The 19,522-nt window shown below is 73.1% G+C and carries 18 protein-coding genes; 6 read left to right on the forward strand and 12 right to left on the reverse strand.

The window, feature by feature from the left end; translation table 11 throughout:
• Positions 1 to 647: 647 nt before the first annotated feature.
• From ABEA15_RS21885 to ABEA15_RS21900, 4 genes are all read right to left on the reverse strand, one after another.
• Entirely contained in the window at positions 648 to 1,625 is a 978-nt protein-coding gene (locus ABEA15_RS21885) for an Rv3654c family TadE-like protein (RefSeq protein ID WP_345558709.1), read from the reverse strand.
• The gene (locus tag ABEA15_RS21890) at positions 1,609 to 2,217 is read right to left on the reverse strand and encodes a TadE family type IV pilus minor pilin (protein ID WP_345558711.1); all 609 of its coding nucleotides are present in this window, start codon (positions 2,215 to 2,217) and stop codon (positions 1,609 to 1,611) included. The genes ABEA15_RS21885 and ABEA15_RS21890 overlap by 17 nt, the downstream gene beginning before the upstream one ends.
• Positions 2,195 to 2,476: a DUF4244 domain-containing protein gene (locus ABEA15_RS21895; RefSeq protein ID WP_345558713.1), complete on the reverse strand. Its 282-nt coding sequence runs from the start codon at positions 2,474 to 2,476 to the stop codon at positions 2,195 to 2,197. Before ABEA15_RS21895 ends, ABEA15_RS21890 begins: the two co-directional genes overlap by 23 nt.
• 925 nt (positions 2,477 to 3,401) lie before the next feature.
• A complete protein-coding gene (locus ABEA15_RS21900; protein WP_345558715.1) occupies positions 3,402 to 5,771 on the reverse strand; it encodes a DEAD/DEAH box helicase in 2,370 nt (789 codons plus the stop codon).
• A 300-nt stretch (positions 5,772 to 6,071) separates the two neighbouring features.
• Here ABEA15_RS21900 and ABEA15_RS21905 point away from each other — a divergent pair, with 300 nt between their 5' ends.
• Together ABEA15_RS21905 and ABEA15_RS21910 are read left to right on the forward strand one after the other, a co-directional pair.
• On the forward strand, positions 6,072 to 6,419 hold the full coding sequence (locus ABEA15_RS21905) for an STAS domain-containing protein (RefSeq protein ID WP_040272705.1): 348 nt from the start codon (positions 6,072 to 6,074) through the stop codon (positions 6,417 to 6,419).
• A gap of 19 nt (positions 6,420 to 6,438) precedes the next feature.
• On the forward strand, positions 6,439 to 6,987 hold the full coding sequence (locus tag ABEA15_RS21910) for an ATP-binding protein (protein ID WP_345558717.1): 549 nt from the start codon (positions 6,439 to 6,441) through the stop codon (positions 6,985 to 6,987).
• A 402-nt stretch (positions 6,988 to 7,389) separates the two neighbouring features.
• Here the strand turns inward: ABEA15_RS21910 and ABEA15_RS21915 are convergent, their stop codons facing one another.
• The 3 genes from ABEA15_RS21915 to nth form a co-directional block, all read right to left on the reverse strand.
• Positions 7,390 to 8,580 (reverse strand): MarP family serine protease, encoded by a 1,191-nt coding sequence (locus ABEA15_RS21915; protein ID WP_344146942.1) that lies wholly within the window; start codon positions 8,578 to 8,580, stop codon positions 7,390 to 7,392.
• Between the two features lie 18 nt (positions 8,581 to 8,598).
• A complete protein-coding gene (locus tag ABEA15_RS21920) occupies positions 8,599 to 9,234 on the reverse strand; it encodes an NUDIX hydrolase (RefSeq protein ID WP_344147191.1) in 636 nt (211 codons plus the stop codon).
• Between the two features lie 189 nt (positions 9,235 to 9,423).
• Positions 9,424 to 10,134: an endonuclease III gene (gene nth / locus ABEA15_RS21925; protein WP_344147194.1), complete on the reverse strand. Its 711-nt coding sequence runs from the start codon at positions 10,132 to 10,134 to the stop codon at positions 9,424 to 9,426.
• Between the two features lie 337 nt (positions 10,135 to 10,471).
• Between nth and ABEA15_RS21930 the strand changes: the two genes are divergently transcribed.
• Entirely contained in the window at positions 10,472 to 11,155 is a 684-nt protein-coding gene (locus tag ABEA15_RS21930; protein ID WP_425579433.1) for a Crp/Fnr family transcriptional regulator, read from the forward strand.
• A gap of 180 nt (positions 11,156 to 11,335) precedes the next feature.
• Here ABEA15_RS21930 and ABEA15_RS21935 read toward each other — a convergent pair whose 3' ends face one another.
• From ABEA15_RS21935 to ABEA15_RS21950, 4 genes are read right to left on the reverse strand one after another with little or no spacing between them, the layout of a single operon-like run.
• Complete coding sequence (locus ABEA15_RS21935) at positions 11,336 to 12,142, reverse strand: MBL fold metallo-hydrolase (RefSeq protein WP_344146947.1); 807 nt, start codon at positions 12,140 to 12,142, stop codon at positions 11,336 to 11,338.
• A gap of 60 nt (positions 12,143 to 12,202) precedes the next feature.
• A complete protein-coding gene (locus ABEA15_RS21940) occupies positions 12,203 to 13,006 on the reverse strand; it encodes an NUDIX hydrolase (RefSeq protein ID WP_345558722.1) in 804 nt (267 codons plus the stop codon).
• Positions 13,007 to 13,064: 58 nt separating this feature from the next.
• Entirely contained in the window at positions 13,065 to 13,523 is a 459-nt protein-coding gene (locus ABEA15_RS21945; protein WP_344146953.1) for a RidA family protein, read from the reverse strand.
• Positions 13,523 to 13,696, reverse strand: coding sequence for a DUF4177 domain-containing protein (locus ABEA15_RS21950; protein WP_131096593.1), 174 nt, complete (start codon positions 13,694 to 13,696; stop codon positions 13,523 to 13,525). The genes ABEA15_RS21945 and ABEA15_RS21950 overlap by 1 nt, the downstream gene beginning before the upstream one ends.
• Positions 13,697 to 13,820: 124 nt before the next feature.
• Here ABEA15_RS21950 and bagA point away from each other — a divergent pair, with 124 nt between their 5' ends.
• Positions 13,821 to 14,840: an ATPase BagA gene (gene bagA / locus ABEA15_RS21955; protein WP_345558724.1), complete on the forward strand. Its 1,020-nt coding sequence runs from the start codon at positions 13,821 to 13,823 to the stop codon at positions 14,838 to 14,840.
• The gene (gene bagB, locus ABEA15_RS21960) at positions 14,837 to 16,003 is read left to right on the forward strand and encodes an ATPase BagB (RefSeq protein WP_344146962.1); all 1,167 of its coding nucleotides are present in this window, start codon (positions 14,837 to 14,839) and stop codon (positions 16,001 to 16,003) included. The genes bagA and bagB overlap by 4 nt, the downstream gene beginning before the upstream one ends.
• A 233-nt stretch (positions 16,004 to 16,236) precedes the next feature.
• On the opposite strand, the gene ABEA15_RS21965 is transcribed toward bagB, so the two are convergent.
• Positions 16,237 to 16,566, reverse strand: a complete 330-nt coding sequence (locus tag ABEA15_RS21965; protein ID WP_345558770.1) for a WhiB family transcriptional regulator — start codon at positions 16,564 to 16,566, stop codon at positions 16,237 to 16,239.
• A gap of 451 nt (positions 16,567 to 17,017) precedes the next feature.
• Between ABEA15_RS21965 and ABEA15_RS21970 the strand changes: the two genes are divergently transcribed.
• A complete protein-coding gene (locus ABEA15_RS21970) occupies positions 17,018 to 19,408 on the forward strand; it encodes a penicillin-binding protein (RefSeq protein WP_344146965.1) in 2,391 nt (796 codons plus the stop codon).
• Positions 19,409 to 19,522: the final 114 nt, after the last annotated feature.

Genomic DNA, 19,522 nt, shown 5'->3' on the forward strand with positions numbered 1-19,522 from the left:
GCGGACCGGCGGCCCGAGGGCCCGACCCGCCGCCCTCGCCGCCCCGCCGGGTGCGCAACCGGCGGGCACCCGGACCGAGGGGCGGGAGCTTAGCGACCCGCCGCCCTTGCTGCCCGTCGTCGCAGGCTCAACCAGCGGGCACCCGAACCGGTGAGCGCAGGCCGAGGCACCCGCCGCCTTCGCTGCCTCGTCGCAGGCTCAATCGGCGGGCACCCGAACCGGTGAACGCGGGCCGAGGCACCCGCCGCCTTCGCTGCCTCGTCGCAGGCTCAACCAGCGGGCACCCGAACCGCTGACCGCAGGCCGAGGCACCCACCGCCCTCGCTGTCCTGTCGGGTGGGTAACCACCGGGGACTGGGAGCGGTGAGCGCTGGCCGAACCGTCCGCCGCCGTCGCTGCCCGTCGCCGGTGCGCAACCACCAGAAACCGAAAGCGGTGACACGAGCCGAACCGACCACTGCCTCGCTGCCTCGTCGCAGGCCCAACCGGCGAGCACCCGAACCGATAAGCTCAGGCTCAACCACCCGCCGCCGTCTCCGCCGCCTCGTCCATTGGTGGAGCCCGCGGCGACCGGCGCGGACGTCTGAGCGGACCGTACTGTCCGCGAGCCCGGGGGCGGGCAGGACTTAAGCGTGTTCGGCGATGGATCAGCCGCTCGGGGTGTGCAGTGCCCAGGGCGAGCGGTGTGGGCCGGCGCGGGCGTGGGCTGTGACGGATCCGGGCCACAGTCGGGCGGGGACACGCGTGCTCACGTACAGCGACAGGTCTGCGGCGCTTCGGCATCGCGTCAGTTCGGCGCCGTTCGCCTCGGCGGTCGCGCGGGCCGCGGCACATGATGGACGCTCTCCTTCCGCCAACCTCTCCGCTCCCGCGAGCGCGGCGAGGTCGGCCGCCGTCGCCGCCCGGTGGCGATCGACTCGTACGCCTGCCACAAGCACGATCGCCGCGGCGACGAACAGCACCGCGCCGCACAACGCGAGCACCCAGACGGTCGCCGAGCCTGCGTCGTCGCCGCTCCGAGCCGTCTGCGCAGGGACAGACCCTCCGCAGACGGGCGAATGTGCCCGCGCCGCCCCTCCTGCCATGCGGCGGGAGACGGTCGGCCGCGCCGTTTCTTGCCACGCCCTCCCTCCTTCCGGGCGTCGGAAGGCAGCCGGCTGCGCCCGTCGGGCCGAACGGTGTCCTGATGACACGGACCAGCTCGGCTGTCCGCCGGACGAGGGCCGGGCGCCGCCGGCACCGGCGCCAGCACCTGCACCGCCATCACGCCAACCGCAACTGCCGACACCGGACCCGCCACCAGCCGGCGGCCCCCGCCACGCGCCCCGGCGGCCGCCCATGATCCTCCGAGGGACAGGGCCACACACCACCCGCACCGCCCTGACCTGACCCCGGAAGCGCCCGTCAACGTGCGTACCGAGGGAGTCGGGCCGACGCACGGCTTCCACCGTGTGCCGTCCATGACCAGATCCACGCACCGCCCGCACCGCCCGCACCGCCCGCACCGCCCGCACCGAGCCGAGGCGACGCCCGATGCGCTCGTTCCCTCTCGCGCTGTCGGGGCCGACCCGACTCACGGCCGCCGGGTTCCGGCGCGGCGAAGGCGGATCATTCGACCGCGGCATCGTTGCCGTCCCTCCCCTGCGCGTCGTCGCCTCCGAGGGCGGCCGGAGACTGCTCGGCCCGATCGCTGGGCCCGGAGGCGCTGGGCCCGGAGGCCTCCGACCCGTCGGGCTCGCCGACGTCCTCCCCCTCCACGGCTTCCTCGCCACCTCCCGGCGCCTCCAACTCCTCCAACTCCTCCAACTTCTCCACCCCCACCAGGGACTCGGCGGGCGCCCCCTCTTCCACGGACTCCAGGCCTTCCAGGGACTCCAGCGGCGTTGCGGCACGCCCCTCGACCTCGATCGGCAGTTCCGCCAGCGGGCCGATCGGAACCGGGGCCGTGACGGCCACCCGCGCCATGCCGCCGCCGGTGGTCAGCTCGACCTGTGCGGAGTCGGGGGCGGTGCGGTCGACCGCTGCACGAACGGCGTGTTCGGGCTCGCCGCGGGCCAACGCGCGCGCACCCATGCGCGCGGAGTCGACGCAGGCCACGTGCACCGCACCGGCCTGGACCGCCGCCAGCGCGACGCCGAGCACGAGCACGAGGCTGGGCAGTGCGGCAGCGGTCTCGGCGGTGACGCCGCCCCGGTCACCCGTCGATCTGCAGCGCATCGGTGACGATCCGGGTGACGGTGGTGCGGACTTCATCGCTTGTGAGGATCGCGAACAGCACGGCCGCGAAGGCACAGGCCGTCACGGTTCCAAGGGCGTACTCCGCGGTCGACATGCCCCGGTCGCCGCGCACCGAGGCGAGCGGCCGAACGCCGGGTACGGCGCGGCTGCTGCGGAGCAGCGCCGCCGTCGCGCTCGCGAGCCCCCGGGCCACGGCCCGCACAGCACGTACGCCCGACAGGGCCAGCCCGGTCAGCACGGGCGGCACGATCGGTACGGCCCGGGCAGTCTCCACGGCCCGCGCGGACTGCAGCGCTCGCGCGGCCCGGCACCGAATTCGCCGCACCCGGCGGACAGCCGCGTGCGAGGGCGGTCGGCGCGGCACACGCGGCACCGGAGGGAGAGAGGGGAGAGCGGACACGGTTGCCTCCAAGCGGGTGGACACACCATGAGTCGGTTTGGTCTCACGGTCCGTATCCACCATCGCCCGGCGGGTCGGCGGCGGAAAGCCGGATTCCCAGCCTGTGGACAGAACGCGTACCGTCCCGGTTCGGCGCGGCAGAGGACGCTGGGCCCCGTCTCCGCGCGTGCGCCGCCGGCCGCGGTCCGCGGCCGCGGAACAGGTCGGGCCGCGGTATCCCCCGCGCGCGGCTCACGTGTCCGACGTGCAACCCGTGCCCAAGGGGCAACCTCTTCCCGACGTGCAACCCGTGCCCGACGTGCAATGACGCCGGACATGCACCACACGTCCCACTCGCCACCTGTTCCACGCGTGCGCACCACTTCCGCGCTGCGCCTACCGCCTGTGCTCCGCTTCCCGCCTTCCTCCTGTGCTCCGCCGACCGCACGTACCGCACAGCACCGGAGCCGAGCGGAGTGCTGCACACGCCCGCCGACCAGGCCGGAGCGCCGGTGGCTGGCCTCCGGCCGGGACGCCTCAAGCGCCGCATCACGCTCTCGATTGACCGCCCGCAGTCCTCACCCTTCTAGCTAGGGGGCCGGTCTCCCAGCTCCGATCCGGGCGCCGCAGTGCCGCCCGGCCCAGCCCGGATCGGCCGAACCCTTCGTAGGCCGCCGATCCCGCCGGCACACCGCTGCCCCGCCGACCCCCTACGCGCCTCGCGGCCGGACTCCGGCAGCCTGCTCGGGCCGTCCGCCACTCCTCTCCTCCTCGCTGCTGCGCGCTACACGCCGCCGTCGAGGATGGCGTCGATCAGGCGCAGGGCTCCCGACTTGCTGAGCGGGTCGTTTCCGTTGCCGCACTTGGGCGACTGGATGCACGAAGGGCAGCCCTCCGCGCACTCGCATCCGGCGATGGCCCGGCGGGTCGCGGTCAGCCATTCGCGCGCCGCCGCGTAGCCGCGCTCGGCGAACCCGGCGCCGCCCTCGTGTCCGTCGTAGACGAACACCGTCAGGCACCCCGTGTCGGCGTGCAGCGCGGTCGAGACGCCGCCGATGTCCCAGCGGTCGCAGGTGGCGAAGAGCGGCAGCAGCCCGATCGCGGCGTGCTCGGCGGCGTGGGCGGCTCCGCGCACGTCGACGTCGGCCTTGCGCAGCCGGTCGGTCGCCTCGGGCGCGAGGGTCCACCACACCGCGCGCGAGTTCAGCCGCCGCTCGGGCAGGTCGAGGGTCTGCTCGCCGAGGACCGCGCCGGTGCGGACGTCGCGCTTGAGGTAGGAGACCACCTGGCGGGTGACCTCGACCTCGCCGAACCGCACCGCCGACTCCGGCCCCCAGTCCCGGCCGCGCAGCGTGCGCAGCACCTCGACCTCGGTGGTGTCGCGCGCCCAGGTGCTGTGGTCGGGCGCCTCGGCGTGCACCAGTGCCACCGACTCCTCCAGGTCGAGCTCGTCGACCACATAGGTCAGCCCCTGGTGCAGATAGACCGCGCCGTCGTGGACGGTGCCGTGCGCGGCCGCCTCGTCGACGGTGCCCAGCAGCTGCCCGCTGGCCGAGTCGACGATCTGCACCGGGGGCCCGCCCGACCCGCGCAGGTCGGCCAGTGCGGAGGCGCGGTCGCGCCGGGTCCAGAACCAGCCGCGCGGGCGGCGCCGCAGCAGTCCCCGGTCGACCAGGCCGTCGAGCACGCCGGCGGCTTCGGCGCCGAAGAGGTCCAGGTCGTCGCGGGTGAGCGGGATCTCCGACGCGGCCGCGCACAGGTGCGGGCCCAGGACATAGGGGTTGCCGGGATCGAGCACCGTGGCTTCGACCGGCCGCCCGAAGACGGCTTCGGGGTGGTGCACCAGGTAGGTGTCCAGCGGGTCGTCGCGGGCGATGAAGACCGCCAGCGCGTCGCCTCCGGTACGGCCCGCGCGCCCCGCCTGCTGCCACAGCGACGCAAGGGTGCCCGGCCATCCGGTGATGACGACGGCGTCCAGTCCGGTGATGTCGACTCCGAGTTCGAGTGCGTTGGTCGTGGCCAGCCCGAGCAGCTCGCCGCTGCGCAGCGCGTCCTCCAGGCTCCGCCGGTCGTCGGCGAGGTAGCCGGCGCGGTAGGCGGCGATGCGCTCGGACAGCCTGCCGCCGGACGGCCCGTCCGCCTCCCGGCGAGTCGCTCCGCCCCCATCCTCATCCGCACGGCCAGCCCTCTGCGCCTCCGCATCCCCTGCGACCACCGCGCCCTCACCAGCGCTCCGTCCGCGCAGGTGCGCCGCGGTGCGGGACTCGCGCTCGCGCAGGATGCGCTGGGCGGTCAGTGCCACCACCTCCGACGCCTGGCGGGAGCGGACGAAGGCGAGTGTGCGCACGCCCTCCTCGGCGAGGTCGGCGAGGACGTGGGCGGCCTCGGCCGGTGCGGTGCGGCGCACGGGTACGCCGTTCTCTCCCGTCTCCTCGGTCAGCTCCGGCTCGATCAGCGCGAAGCGCAGCTCCGGGCGCGGCGACGCGTCCTCGGTGACGGCGCGTACCGGCAGGCCGATCAGCCGGGAGGCGCTCTCCTCGGGGGTGCCCGTGGTGGCCGAGGCGAGGATGAAGACGGGCTCGCTGCGGTAGCGGGCGCAGATCCGGCGCAGCCGCCGCACGATCTGGGCGACGTGCGAGCCGAACACGCCCCGATAGCGGTGCGCCTCGTCGATCACGACGTAGCGCAGCCGCCGCAGGAACGACGACCAGGCGGCGTGGTTGCCCAGGACCGCGTGGTGCAGCATGTCGGGGTTGGTCAGCACGTAGTTGGCGTGCGCGCGGATCCAGGCGCGCTCGTCGCGCGGGGTGTCTCCGTCGTAGGCGGCCGCGCGCAGGTACGCAAGGCCCAGACCGGCCACCGCGCGCCGCTGGTCGGCGGCCAGCGCCTTGGCCGGGGAGATGTAGAGCACCGTCCCACCCTGCTCGGCGGCTTCGGCGCAGGGCAGCAGGAAGGAGAGCGATTTCCCCGATGCGGTGCCGGTGGCTATGATCACATTGCTACCAGAGCGCGCGAGATCCGCGGCGGCCGCCTGGTGGGACCACGGAGCCGTGATCCCCTGCTCAGCCAGCCGCTCACGTACAGAGGACGGTGTCCAGTCTGGCCAGTGTTCGCTTACCCCGCGGCCACGCGGCAGCTGCTCCACATGTGTCACCTGCGAATTCCGGGTATGGTCACGCCACAACCGGTCAAGCGCGGATTCCCTCCGGGAAGCGTCCCCGCGTGCGCGGGGAGTGGATCCGGTCAACCCGACCCCTCCTCGGCAGGCAGCACGTGTGATGGCACTGATCGACCCCCGTTTCAGTGTGGCATCCGCGGGAAGGGTTCCGCGCTGTCGTGGTTTCTTGTGCATAACAGGCAGATGCGAAGGGCAAGCGTGGTTGAATGCCGCACTGTGGGGTAACGCCCGGCAGAGATCACTCGCGGCTTTTCGCGGTTCGGCGCTGGAGGACTAGTGGACTTGAAGCTTGATCACCACACACAGGACGACACAGAGATCGTCGTCGTCGAGGGTGAGATCGACGTCTATACCGCGCCCCGGCTGCGTGAGCTGCTGATCGATCTCGTCAACAAGGGCAACTTCCACCTCGTGGTGAACATGGAGAAGGTGGAGTTCCTCGACTCGACGGGACTCGGCGTGCTCGTGGGCGGCCTGAAGCGAGTGCGGGCGCACGACGGCACCCTCGACCTGGTGTGCACGCAGGAGCGCATCCTGAAGATCTTCCGGATCACCGGACTGACCAAGGTCTTCGGCATCTACGACTCCGTTCAGGAAGCCATCGACAAACGCAAGTCCAAGTAGCTGCGTTACGAGCGATCTCATGGCACTCGTCCAGCTCACGATCAGCGCGCTGCCCGCCCATGTGCGCACGGCCCGGCTCATGGCCACGGCCGTGGCCAGGCGGGCGGGCATCGCCGAGTCCGCCCTCGACGAGATTCGGCTGGCGGTCGGCGAGGCGTGCTCCCGTGCCGTCGAGGCGCACCGCGTCCACTGCCCCGGGCGTCCGATCCAGCTCGATCTGATCGACAGCGCCGACACCACTCGGGGGGCCGGTGCGTCGCCCGGCACGCCGGCCGAACGCGCGTCCCACAACGGCAAGGCGGCACAGCGCTTCGAGGTCGTGGTGTTCGACCGCGCGCCGGCCAAGGAGCCGGCGACGGCGTTCGAAGACCCCGCCGCCGGGCTCGACATCGCCGACGGCGCCCCGTCCGACGGGGTTTCGGGGCTCTCTCCCGATGTCGGCCTCGCCGTGATCCTCGGACTCGCCGACGAGGTCAGCATCGAACCCCATGAGGACGGCACCGTCGTCCGAATGAGCTGGCCCCTGGGCAAGTCCGACCCCGACGCCGACTCCGAACTCGTCGGCTAGGCGCTTCCGCGCCGCTCCCGCCCCGCGCCGGCCCAGCCTCCGCGGGGCGGCGGCGCGAACCGCGGGCCTCCGCCTGAACGCGGTCCCCGCATCAGCCGACGGTGCAGGTCTTTCGCGGGCCCGCGTACGCGACCGGCCCCGCGTAGTCCGCAGCGGCTCTGCGCAGCGCCTCCTCCGGCCGCAGGGACGGGCCGACGTGGGTCACCGGCAGCCGTTCGGCGCCCGCACGCTCCGCCGTACGCCCCGCCTCGGCCGCGCGTGTGGTGCACCCGGGCATCGCATCAAGCACGTTTTGCGGCCGCATACGGTGCCGCACCGCCGAGCCCTGTCGGTTCCACGGCCGGGCCGCCCTGCTTGCCGCCGCAAGGTCGCCGGCCCCCTCGCCGCTCCCGCCCGCGGTCGTCAGTCGCACTCCTGTGTCGAGACCTCCCCGGACGCGGATGCCCCCTGCTGGGCGTTGGCGGCGACCTCGTGGGCGGTGAGCACGTAGCCCGTCTCGTCCTCGTTGGTCGCCGCGGCGAAGACGACGCCGTAGACGTCGCCGTCGGGGGAGATCAGCGGGCCGCCGGAGTTGCCGGGGCGGACTTCGGCGCGGATCTGGTAGATCTCCCGGCTCACCTGCTGGGAGTGGTAGAAGTCGGGCCCCTGCGCGGTCTGCTCGGCGCGGATGCGCGCGGCCACCGCGGTGAAGCCGTTGTTGCGCGGGAAGCCCGCGACCACGGCGTCGTCGCCCTTGGCCGCCTCCTGGTCGAACTCCAGCGGCTCCAGGTCGAGGCCGTCCACGTCGAGGACGGCGATGTCCTGCTGCGGGTCGTAGAGCACCACCGTGGCGCTCAGCTGCTGGCCGGAACGCGTGACCACCCGCAGGTCCTGGGTGACACCGGCGACCACGTGCGCGTTGGTCATGATGCGCCCGTCGGAGTAGACGAACCCGGTGCCCTCGACGCGCCGCTGGCAGCTGGGCGCGGTGCCCAGCACCTTGACCACGCTCTGGCTGGCGTCGCGCAGACCCGGGGTGTCGAGGACGTCGGGGTCGGGCGGCTGCACCTCGGCCGGCTCGCCGGTCCCCAGCCCGCTGAAGACCTGCGGGAACGCGCTCTGGTCGACGATCCGGCGGAAGGTGGAGAACCACGTCTGGGCCACCTCGGGCATGGCCCGGTCGACCGCGTGCAGCACCCGCGACTGCTGCACCTGAGTGTTGAGGACGGGGATGGCGGAGTTGGCGACGGCGCTGCCGACCAGCCAGGCCACCAGCAGCACCGACACCGCGCTGACCAGGGCGCCGCCCATCGCGTCGAGGACGCGCGCGGACTCCCAGGTGACGCGGTTGCGCACGACGGCGCCCAGGTAGGAGGCCGCGAACTGGCCCATGGCCGCGCACAGGAAGACCACGGCGACCGCGAGCAGCGCCTGCCGCCCGGCATCGGTCACCACCTGCTGGATGAGGGTCGGCGCGCCGAGGGCGGCCAGCACCCCGCCGCCGATGAACCCGGCGAAGCTCATGATCCCGACGATGAACCCCTGCCGGTATCCCGACGCCGCGAACAGGAGCACCAGGACCACCAGGGCGGCGTCGAGGACGATGCCGTCCATCATCACCTCGCGCTCGTCTCAGCTGTCTCGGCGGCCGCGCGGCGACGGTTCCGCGCGCCGGCCGTCCTCGTCGGGGCCGCCGGGCAGCGGGAGGGGTTCCGCCTCAGCGCTGTCCAGCCAGGGCCGCTCCCAGCCTCCCAGAACGAGCAGCCGGTTCAGAATCGCGGCGGTGAATCCCCAGACCAGCATGCCGCGGACGCGGAACGCGGGCCCGGTGGATCCGTTGGGGTGGCGCACACGCACCCGGTTGGCCGGGTCCGCGAGCTCGTTGACGGGCACCCGCACGACTCCGGCGACCTCGCCGGAGTCGGCGGGGTGCACGTCGGAGGGTTCGCGCCACCAGGCCAGCACGGGCACCACGCGAAAGCCGCTGTGCCGGATGAACAGCTCGGGCAGCCGCCCCAGCAGCTCGATCCCGACCGGGTCGACCCCGGTCTCCTCCACGGCTTCGCGGACGGCGCAGTCCTCGGGCCCCTCGTCGTCGGGCTCGAAGGAGCCGCCGGGAAAGGCGGGCTGGCCGGAGTGGCGCCGCAGCCCGTTGTTGCGCTGGATCAGCAGCACGTCGGGGCCGTGCTCGCCCTCGCCGAACAGGATGAGGACCGCGGACCGGCGCCCGCCGGACTCGGGCGGGCGCATCGCCGCGGGCACGGCCATGCGCCCGCCCGCGCGGGCGAGGGAGGCGAGCCAGTCGGGGGTGCTGACGTCGGGCGCGCCGGCGCGTCCGTCGCCGGGCGCTTCGCCGGCCTCCGCGTCGTGGCCGTCCCCTCGCCGCTCGCCGTGCTCCTGTGCGGTCATGCTGTGCGCGTCTCCTCCCGGCCGTTGCCTCCGCCTGATGCGAACCGTCTAGGAGAACGGGCCATTCCGCACCAGCGCCGCCGCGGCGTCCGCATCGGTGGGGCCCTCGCCGAACGAGGGGCACCAGCGGGCGAGCTCGCAGGCGCCGCAGGCGGGGCGCCGCGAGTGGCAGATGCGGCGGCCGTGCCAGATCAGGCGGTGTGAGAGCAGGGTCCAGTCCTTGGGCGGGAAGAGGCCGCCGATCGCGTGCTCGACCTTGACGGGGTCGGTCTCCTCCGTCCAGCCGAAGCGGCGCACCAGGCGGCCGAAGTGGGTGTCGACGGTGAGCCCCGGCACGCCGAAGGCGTTGCCCAGCACCACGTTGGCGGTCTTGCGCCCGACACCGGGCAGCCGCACCAGGTCGTCCAGGTCGCCGGGGACCTCGCCGCCGTACTCGTCGCACAGCTTCCGGCCCAGGCCCAGGATGCTGTTGGCCTTGGAGCGGTAGAAGCCGGTGGAGCGGATCAGCCCTTCCAGCTCCTCGCGGTCGGCAGAGGCGTAATCGGCCGCGGAAGGGTAGCGGGCGAAGAGCTTCGGGGTCACCAGGTTGACCCGCTTGTCGGTGCACTGCGCCGACAGGATGGTCGCTACCAGCAGCTCCAGCGGAGAGGTGAAATCAAGCTCACAGTGCGCATCGGGATACAACCGGGCCAATTCCCGGTTTATCCGTCGGGCGCGTCTCACCAGTGCGAGACGCGACTCACCCGTGGGTGTCCGCACCGCGCCGTCGTCCGGCGCGGTGTCGGACGAGGTGGTCTGAGCAGGGGTGGCAGGATCTCCGAGCACGCCCCAAAGACTACGTATCCCGCGGCGGCGTCCGTGCCCGGGCGGCCGCGGCGGGGGCCGCGCCCGCGAGCTTGCGTGCCATGTCGGCAATGTCGTGAGTTCGGCGGGCCGAGCCCCTCGGGAACGGGATTGCAACTAGGATCGGATGCGCTGACGTCGGCCGTGGCGGTCGGCTTGTCACCCGGGCGACAAGCCGAGGCAACGAAGTGGTTTCCCACCGGGGTGCGATATACGTCACACTGTTGACGGTCAGGCTTGCAAGGAGGAAGTGGTGGACGAGACCAACGAGGTGCTGCGCAAGGCCCCTCTTTTCGAGGCACTCGACGAGGAGGGTGCCGCCGCGCTGCGCGCCTCGGTGAGCGAGGTCCGGCTGGGTCGCGGCCAGACGCTCTTCTCCGAGGGCGATGAGGGCGACCGCCTCTACGTGATCCTCGGCGGCAAGGTCAAGCTGACCCGTGCCGCTGTCGACGGCCGCGAGAACCTGCTGAGCGTCCTGGGCCCGAGCGAGATGTTCGGCGAGCTGTCCCTGTTCGACCCGCGCCCGCGCACCGCCAGCGCCATCGCCGTCACCGACGCCGTGCTGGCCGGTCTGGGCCACGACGACCTGCGTCCGTTCATCGCTCAGCAGCCCCAGGTCAGCCTGCAGCTGCTCAAGGCCCTCGCGAGCCGGCTGCGCCGGACCAACGACGTCATGAGCGACCTCGTCTTCACCGACGTTCCCGGTCGGGTGGCCGGACAGCTGCTCGACCTCGCCGACCGCTTCGGCAAGGAGGGCGAGGACGGCCTGCACGTGCACCACGACCTGACCCAGGAGGAGCTCGCGCAGCTCGTCGGCGCCTCCCGCGAGACCGTCAACAAGGCGCTGGCGGAGTTCGCGCTGCGCGGGTGGCTGCGCATAGAGGCCAAGGCCGTCGTGCTGCTCGACGTCGAGCGCATGCGCCGACGCGCGCGCTGACACCGCGTTCGCACCGACCCGCCGCGCGCCGGCCCCAGGAGCGGCCGGCAGTGCGGACGCCCGCGGCGCCGCGCGCAACGACCACCGGGCCCGGCCACGTGCCGGGCCCGTCGGCTGCGCGGCGCCCGGTGCCGGGGGCGGACGGCGCGCCGCCGCCGTCGCTCCCGCCGGACCGCTCTCTCAGGCCTCGCCCAGCTCGCCGGGGATGTCGCCGCGCTTGGCCAGGTAGCGCAGCTGCGCCCGCACCGAGGAGCGCGCGGCCGGGACCACCGCCTCCTCGATGCCCGCGTAGACCCGCGCGACGATCTCGTCGGCCGTGCTGTCGCCCGCCTCGACGGCCGCCGCGATCTGGGACAGCCGGGCCTCGCGGTGGTCGATGTACTCGGTGAGCCGGTCCAGCGGCTCGGTGCAGATGGGCCCGTGCCCGGGCAGCAGCGCCCGCACCCCGGTGGAGACCGCCAGGCCGCGCAGCCGGTACAGCGAGTCCATGTAGGCGGCCAGGCCGTCGTCGGCGAGCATCGTCGTGCCGCTGCCCAGCACCGTGTCGCCGGTGAGCACCACGTCGTCGGCGGGCAGGTGGAAGCAGACCGAGTCGGCGGTGTGGCCCGGCGTGGCCACCACGCGCAGCTCCAGCCCGTCGACCTCGACCACCTCGCCGTCGGGGAGGCCGTCGCCGCCGATCCGCAGCTCCGGCTCGACCGCGTGCACCGGCGCGCCCGTCAGCTCGGCGAAGTAGCGTGCGCCCTCGCTGTGGTCGGGGTGGTGGTGGGTCAGGAGCGTCACGGCGACCTGGGCGCCCTGCTCCTGCACGGTGCGGGCCACCCGTTCCAGGTGGCGCTCGTCGTGGGGGCCGGGGTCGATCACGATGACGCCCCGCGCTCCCGGCTCGCGCAGAACCCAGGTGTTGGTGCCGTCGAGCGTCATCGGGCCGGGATTCGGGCATAGGACGCAGTTGGCGCGCAGTGTTCCGGAACCGTCGATCCTCATCGCACCTCAGTCTCTCTCGCCGAGCGGCGCCGGCAGGGTGGGGGGTTCGCAGTAGAGGGCTCAGCGCCGGGGGTAGGGCACCCCCTCGGGGACGACGAAGCGCAGCTCGCCGCCGACCTCGCGCATCGCGGGCTCGATGGGGGCGATGTGGCGCCGGGCCGCGAGGGCGGCCGCCGGCGAACCGTACTCGGCCAGCTCGGCGCAGGTGGTCACGGTCGGCGGCAGCATCTCCAGCTCGCCGCGCTGCCAGGCGGCCACGGCTTCGGCGGGGCGCATCCAGGCGACGCGGTCGGCCTCGCCGCCGACGTCGCGGGTGTGCTGTCCCGCGGGCAGGGCGGCGGCGAAGAACCGGGTGTCGAAGCGCCGCGCTTCACGCCGCGGGGTGATCCAGCGCGACCAGGCGCGCAGGAGGTCGCTGCGCAGCACCAGGCCGCGGTCGCCCAGGAACGCGGTGAACGACAGCGCGCGGTCGACCAGCGCCGTGCGGTCGGCCTCCCAGTCCGGGCCGCGGGTGTCGGCGACCACGCCGCCCGCGGGCGGGCCGGCCAGGAGCACGCCCGACTCCTCGAAGGTCTCGCGCACGGCGGCGCAGACCAGGGCGCGCGCCATCGGCTCCGCGACGCCCAGGCGCGCGGCCCACTCGGCCGGCGGCGGCCCCGCCCACCGGATGCCGGGTTCGGTGTCGCGCTCGTCCACCCCGCCGCCGGGGAACACGTGCATGCCGGGAGCGAACCGCATGGTGGCCGCCCGCCGCAGCAGGTAGACCTCCAGTCCGCCGGCTGCGCACTCGCGCAGCAGCATCACCGTGGCGGACGGACGCGCTTCGGCGCCCGCCTCACCGCCGCGGTCGTGCTCCCGTGTCATGGCCGTCGTCCTCCCGTAGGTCGTGGCGAACGAGCGCCACCGCATCCGGTGCGGGCCCTCAGGCCTCGACGATCATCTCCACCTCGACGGGAACGTCCAGCGGCAGCGCCGCCACGCCGACCGCGCTGCGGGCGTGCGTGCCGGCCTCGCCGAAGACCTCGCCGAGCAGCTCGCTGGCGCCGTTGACCACCTGCGGCTGCCCGGTGAAGGACGGGTCGCAGGCCACGAACCCGACCACCTTGACGACCCGGCGCACCCGCGACAGCTCACCGACCTCGGCCTTGACCGCGGCGATCGCGTTCAGCGCGCACACCGCCGCCAGCTCCTTGGCCCGCTCCGGTGTCACCTCGGCGCCGACCTTGCCGGTGCCGGCGGGCTTGCCGCCGACCAGGGGCACCTGCCCCGACACGTAGACGTGATCGCCGGTGCGCACCGCCGGCTGGTAGGCGGCCACGGGCGGCACCACGTCGGGCAGGGTCAGCCCCAGGCCGGCCAGCCGCTCCTCGGGGGTGGCCATCACTCCTTCTCCCGCTTCATGTAGGCCACCATCTGCTGGTTGCGCGGATCCCCGTCGACCGACGGGCCGGGGATGACCGAGACCAGGTCCCAGCCGTCCTCTCCCCAGTTGTCCAGGATCTGCTTCGTCGCGTGCGACAACAGCGGCACGGTCGCGTACTCCCACTTCGTCATAGCCGCCACCTTACTTACCGGACCCGCCGATCAGGCCGCCGCCCGACGCTCCCGCGGCGCGCCGCGCACACGCCGCCGGGCGCGCACCGCGACCCGCTCCGACCGGGAACATAGACTCCGAGGAGTGAGTGCACGCGATCGCGACGGGGACGCCGTCCGGCTCCATGTCGTCACCGGCAAGGGGGGCACCGGCAAGACCACCGTGGCCGCCTCTCTCGCGCTGGCCCTGGCCGCCGGCGGACGCACCGTACTGCTGGTCGAGGTCGAGGGGCGCCAGGGCATTGCGCGGCTCTTCGGCACCCGCCCCCTGCCCTACGAGGAGCGCGCGATCGCCGCCGCGCCCGAGGGCGGCCGTGTGTGCGCGCTGGCGGTCGACGCCGAGTCGGCCCTACTGGAGTACCTGGAGATGTTCTACGGCATGCGGCGGGCCGGACAGGTGCTCACCCGCTTCGGCGCGGTCGACTTCGCCACCACGATCGCGCCGGGCATGTGCGACGTGCTGCTGACGGGCAAGGCCACCGAGGCCGTCCGGCGCCGCGAGGGCGATCGGCGGCGCGGCGGCCGCGACGCCGACGGCAGGCGCCACGTCTACGACGCGGTGGTCGTCGACGCGCCGCCCACCGGCAGGATCGCGCAGTTCCTCAACGTCAACGCCGAGGTGGCGGGCCTGGCCCGGGTGGGGCCGGTCCGCAATCACGCCGACAAGGTCATGGCCACCCTCCGCTCGGCCCGGACGGCCGTGCACTTCGTGACCGTGCTGGAGGAGATGCCGGCCCAGGAGACCCTCGACGGCATCGGCGAGATCCGCGCGGCCGGGCTGAACGTCGGCTCGCTGATCGTCAACATGGTGCGGCCGCCGTTCTTCGCCGAGCCGGTGCTGCGGGAGGTCGCCGAGGGCTCCTTCGACACCGGTGCGCTGGTGCGCGGCGTCAAGGCGGCGGGGCTGGAGGACGCCGAGGAGACCGCGCGCGCCCTCGCGCAGGAGGTGGCCGAGCATGCCCAGCGGGTGGCCGGCGAGTCCGGGATCCGCGCGCGCCTGGACGGCCTCGACCTGACGCGGCTGGAGCTTCCGCTGCTGAGCCGCGGAGTGGGCCCCGAGGAGCTGGACGAGCTCGCCGAGCGCCTCCGGGAGCAGGGCGTATGAGCGGCCAGGAGGCCCCCGACCGGGCGCGCGCCACGGCCGCGCCAGACTTCGACGTCGACGCGCTGCTGTCGGACGGCGACACCCGCATCGTCGTGTGCTGCGGCTCCGGCGGTGTCGGCAAGACCACGACCGCCGCGGCGCTGGGCGTGCGCGCGGCCGAGTTGGGCCGCCGCGCCGTGGTCATCACCGTCGACCCCGCCCGGCGGCTCGCGCAGTCGATGGGGCTGCGGGAACTGGACAACACGCCGCGCCCCGTCGAGCTGACCGGAACCCTGGGTGCGGAGGTTCCCGGGACGCTGCACGCGATGATGCTCGACATGAAGCGGACCTTCGACGAGATCGTCGAGGCCCACGCCGACCCCGAGCGCGCGCGCCAGATTTTGGCCAACCCCTTCTACCAGTCGCTGTCCTCCAGCTTCTCCGGCACGCAGGAGTACATGGCGATGGAGAAGCTGGGGCAGCTGCGCCACTCCGGCGACTGGGACCTGATCGTCGTCGACACCCCGCCGAGCCGGTCGGCCCTGGACTTCTTGGACGCGCCCGAGCGGCTGGGCCGGTTCCTCGACAGCAGGCTCATCCGCATCCTGGGCGCGCCGCCGGCGACCGGCGCCTTCAAGGTGCTGGGCGCGGGTGTGGGCATGGTGACCGGCGTGATCGCCAAGATCGTGGGCGCCCAGGTGCTCAAGGACGTGCAGAGCTTCGTCTCGGCGTTCGACGCGGTCTTCGGCGGGTTCCAGGAGCGCGCGGACCGCACCTACCGGCTGCTGCAGGCGCGCGGCACCGGGTTCGTGGTGGTGGCGGCGCCCGAGGACGACGCGCTGCGGGAAGCGGAGTTCTTCATCGAGCGCCTGCGCGAGGACCGCATGCCGCTGGCCGGGATCGTGCTCAACCGGGTGCACCGCACCGCGGTCCGCGGCCTGCCCGAGCAGGCCGCCGCGACCGCCGCCGCGGAGCTTGAGACCTCCGGCGAGCACGCGTTGGCCGCGGCGGCGCTGCGCCTGCACGCCGAGCGCGCGCGGGTGCAGCAACGCGAGCAGTGGCTGATGGGCCGACTGGTCGCCGCTCACCCGGGCGTGCCTTCGGCGGAGGTGCCGGCTCGCCCCGAGGATGTGCACGACCTCGCCGGGCTGGCCGAGATCGGCCGCGCGCTGGGGCGCGGCTGAGATCTCGGCCGCCCTCGCCGATCCGCCCGTTAGGCCCCCCGCCGCAGCGGGCAGGGGGACGAGGCCGCCGCAGCGCCGCCGGAGGCGCGGGGCGCGGCGGCGCTCGAACCGAGCACAGGACCGTGCGCAGCAGCCGGAGGGAACCGGCCGTCGGCGCGCGGCGGTCGTGGAGTCGTGGAAGGAGGCGGCGGTCCGATGCCGGACATGCGCGGCACCGGAGGCCTGCCGTCCCGCTACCCGGCCCGGACTCCGGCCTCGCCGTGTTCGGCGCCGTCGGATCCACCGGCCTGCTCGCGGTACCGGCGGCGTGCGTCGTGCAGCAGCTTCGCCCACGAGGCGACGTCGGGCCTGCGGCGCAGCAGTGCCCGGCGCTCGCGTTCGGTCATCCCTCCCCAGACGCCGAACTCGATCCGGTTGTCCAGCGCGTCGGCCAAGCACTCGGTGCGCACGGGACACCCCCGGCAGATGAGCTTGGCCCGGTTCTGCGCGGCTCCCTGCACGAAGAGCGCGTCAGGGTCGGTCTCGCGGCACAGGCCGTGTGCGGCCCAGCCCGGCATCCACATGTCTCCCACTCCCAAGTCCAGCATGTGCGGTCGTCGAAAGAGCCGGCGGGCGCGGTCGCCGGCTTCGGACGCAATGAGGGCGGGGGACACGCGGAGTGCCCGCGGCGGCCGCTTCCCGGAGCAGGGGCGGCCCGGTAGCGGAGCGCGACGAGTCGGAAGCTCTGCGTGTCCCCGCGATTGCTGCGGAAGAACCTATGATTCGCGCACGCGATCCGCCAGGCCCCATGAGGCTCATATCGGATCTAGCCCAGGTGGGTCATTGCGTTCCGAGCGCTCCATCGGATCCACCGCACGGACGGCTGCCGACCACCGGTTCCGACTGCTCGGTATTGCATCCACAATGGAGAACGACCTCGGTGCCGCCGGTGCGCCGAAACGTCCGAAATCACGGACATCGACGGCGGCGCCCATCGCGGTCCGCACGTAGTCTTAGGGGGTGGGTCAGGGGACAATGCTGCAGAAAATCGGTCAACTGGTCGGCGTCGGAGTCGTCGCCGGGGTACTCGTAGCGGCACTCGCGCTGCCCGCTGTCGGCGGGCTCGGTATCACCGCACGCAACGTCGCCACCGGGTTCTTGAACATGCCGGGCGACTTGGAGACCCCGCCTCCGCCCGAGCGCTCGGTCATCTACGACCGCGACGGTGAGGTCATCGCCGAGATCTACGATCAGAACCGCGAAGTGGTCGGCCTCAAGGACATGGCCCCGGTCATGCGCGAGGCGATCGTCGCGATGGAGGACTCCAAGTTCTACGAGCACGGCGGCATCGACATCGCCGGAACGTTCCGCGCCGCTGTGCGCACCATCAGCGGCAACGTCGAGGGCGGCTCCTCCATCACCCAGCAGTACGTGAAGAACGTCCTCGTCGAGAGCGCCGACAGCCAGGCCGAACAGGAGGAGGCCCGCGAGACCACGCTGGGCCGCAAGGTCCGCGAGCTGCGCTACGCCATCGCCCTCGAACAGCGGATGTCCAAGGACGAGATCCTCGAGGGCTACCTCAACATCGCCTACTTCGGCGACGGGGCCTACGGCGCCGAGTCCGCCGCGCAGCACTTCTTCGGTGTCAGCGCCTCCGAGCTGAGCCTCCCCCAGGCCGCCACGCTCGCCGGGACGGTGCGCTACCCCTACCTGTACAACCCCCGCCTCAACCCCGATGCCGCCGAGAACCGGCGCAACGTCGTGCTGGACCGCATGGCCGACACCGGGCGGATCTCCGAGGCGAAGGCCAAGGAGGCCAAGGCCACCGAGCTCGGTCTGGACATCACCAGCCCCAGCAACGGCTGCATGCCCAGCGACCAGCCGTTCTTCTGCGACTACGTGGTCCAGCAGATCGAGCAGAACAAGCGCTACGGCGAAACCGAGACCGAGCGCGCCCGCTGGCTGCGCACGGCCGGGCTGCAGATCCACACCACGCTGGACATGGACATGCAGGACGCGGCGCAGAAGGCCGTCGACGAGTGGGTGCCGCGCAAGAACAAGTCGCGCAAGGTCGCCGCCGAGGTCCTGATGGACCCGGGCAGCGGGGAGATCCGGGCGATGGCCCAGAGCCGCAACTACGGACCCGACGAGTCCAACATCGGCGAGACGTCGATCAACTTCGCCGTCGACGCCGAGGACGGCGGGAGCACGGGCTTCCAGGCGGGGTCCACGTTCAAGCCCTTCACCCTCGCCGCGGCGCTCAAGGCGGGCAAGGAGTTCAGCACCTCCTACAGCACCGGCAACACCACGACCATCACCGGTCAGCGCAACTGCAACGGCGGGCGGCTGGCACCGTGGACGCTCAGCAACGCGGGCGACACCAAGGGCGGCAGCACCAACAACATGGTCAGCGGCACCAAGGGCTCGGTGAACACCTACTTCGCCAGCCTTCAGGCGGACGTCGGCCTGTGCAACGTCATCCGGATGGCCGAGACCCTCGGCGTCCACCGCGCCGACGGCACCTCCTTCGACAACGCGCGAACCCAGGCCAACAACTCCTTCACCCTGGGCAGTGAGGAGGTCTCCCCGCTGACCATGGCCGCCGCCTACGCCACGTTCGCCTCGCGCGGCACGTACTGCAAGCCGCAGGCGATCGACAAGATCGTCGACGAGCACGCGGGCAAGACCATCGACATCAAGTCCGAGTGCGAGCGGGTCATCAGCAAGGACGTCGCCGACGGCGTCGGCTACCTGCTGCAGCAGACCTTCAAGGGCGGCACCACCACCGGGCTGGAGATCGGGCGGCCGGCGGCGGCGAAGACCGGTACGACCGACGGCTCGGCCAGCGCCTGGTTCGCCGGGTTCACGCCCAACCTCGCCGGCACGGTGTTCGTCGGCGACCCGCGCGGACCGCAGAACTACCCGCTGCGCGACGTCACCATCGGCGGCAGGTACTACTCCCAGGTGTTCGGCGCCACGATCCCCGGCCCGATCTGGCAGCAGACCATGCGGGAGGCGACCCAGGAGCTGCCCGCCAAGGACTTCGCGGCGCCGCCGTCGCAGTTCGGCAGCACCTCCGAGCCGCAGCCGGAGCAGGAGGACGGCGAGGACGGCCAGAACGCCGACGAGGCCGCCAGCAACGGCGGCGTCCCCGACGTCCTCGGGATGACGGCCGACGAGGCTCTCGGCGAGCTGGAGGCGGCCGGGTTCGAGCCCAACCTGTCCTCCACGAAGGTGCCCTCCGACCAGCCGGCGGACGCCGTCGGTGCGGTCAACCCCGAGCCCGGAACCGGGCTGCCCGAGGGCGCGACGGTCAACGTGTTTCTGAGCAGCGGCGGGGGCGGCAACGGCGAGGACGCCGGTGGCGGAGGCGCCGGTTGGACCGGCTGGGGCCAGGGCAACCCGGGCCGCGGCCAGGACGACTGACCTGCGGCGGCACAGCCGCTGCTGACGCCGCGGGGGCGGCGGGCGACCCGGTCGCCCGCCGCCCCCGTTCGTTTCAGCTCTCGGGCCTGGCGGCGCGGGGACGGCACCGGCGGG

The sequence above is a fragment of the Streptomonospora halophila genome (genome assembly GCF_039542725.1).
GTDB lineage: Bacteria > Actinomycetota > Actinomycetes > Streptosporangiales > Streptosporangiaceae > Streptomonospora > Streptomonospora halophila.

What these genes read in the sequence shown, in the direction of transcription:
- bagB (WP_344146962.1), top strand. Translation starts at nt 14,837, where the DNA reads ATGAGCGGCCAGGAGGCCCCCGACCGGGCGCGCGCCACGGCCGCGCCA.
- ABEA15_RS21950 (WP_131096593.1), bottom strand. Translation starts at nt 13,696, where the DNA reads ATGACGAAGTGGGAGTACGCGACCGTGCCGCTGTTGTCGCACGCGACG.
- ABEA15_RS21885 (WP_345558709.1), bottom strand. Translation starts at nt 1,625, where the DNA reads ATGCCGCGGTCGAATGATCCGCCTTCGCCGCGCCGGAACCCGGCGGCC.
- ABEA15_RS21935 (WP_344146947.1), bottom strand. Translation starts at nt 12,142, where the DNA reads ATGAGGATCGACGGTTCCGGAACACTGCGCGCCAACTGCGTCCTATGC.
- ABEA15_RS21915 (WP_344146942.1), bottom strand. Translation starts at nt 8,580, where the DNA reads ATGGACGGCATCGTCCTCGACGCCGCCCTGGTGGTCCTGGTGCTCCTG.
- ABEA15_RS21920 (WP_344147191.1), bottom strand. Translation starts at nt 9,234, where the DNA reads ATGGCCGTGCCCGCGGCGATGCGCCCGCCCGAGTCCGGCGGGCGCCGG.
- ABEA15_RS21945 (WP_344146953.1), bottom strand. Translation starts at nt 13,523, where the DNA reads ATGGCCACCCCCGAGGAGCGGCTGGCCGGCCTGGGGCTGACCCTGCCC.
- ABEA15_RS21970 (WP_344146965.1), top strand. Translation starts at nt 17,018, where the DNA reads ATGCTGCAGAAAATCGGTCAACTGGTCGGCGTCGGAGTCGTCGCCGGG.
- ABEA15_RS21910 (WP_345558717.1), top strand. Translation starts at nt 6,439, where the DNA reads ATGGCACTCGTCCAGCTCACGATCAGCGCGCTGCCCGCCCATGTGCGC.
- ABEA15_RS21965 (WP_345558770.1), bottom strand. Translation starts at nt 16,566, where the DNA reads ATGTGGATGCCGGGCTGGGCCGCACACGGCCTGTGCCGCGAGACCGAC.
- ABEA15_RS21890 (WP_345558711.1), bottom strand. Translation starts at nt 2,217, where the DNA reads ATGCGCTGCAGATCGACGGGTGACCGGGGCGGCGTCACCGCCGAGACC.
- ABEA15_RS21940 (WP_345558722.1), bottom strand. Translation starts at nt 13,006, where the DNA reads ATGACACGGGAGCACGACCGCGGCGGTGAGGCGGGCGCCGAAGCGCGT.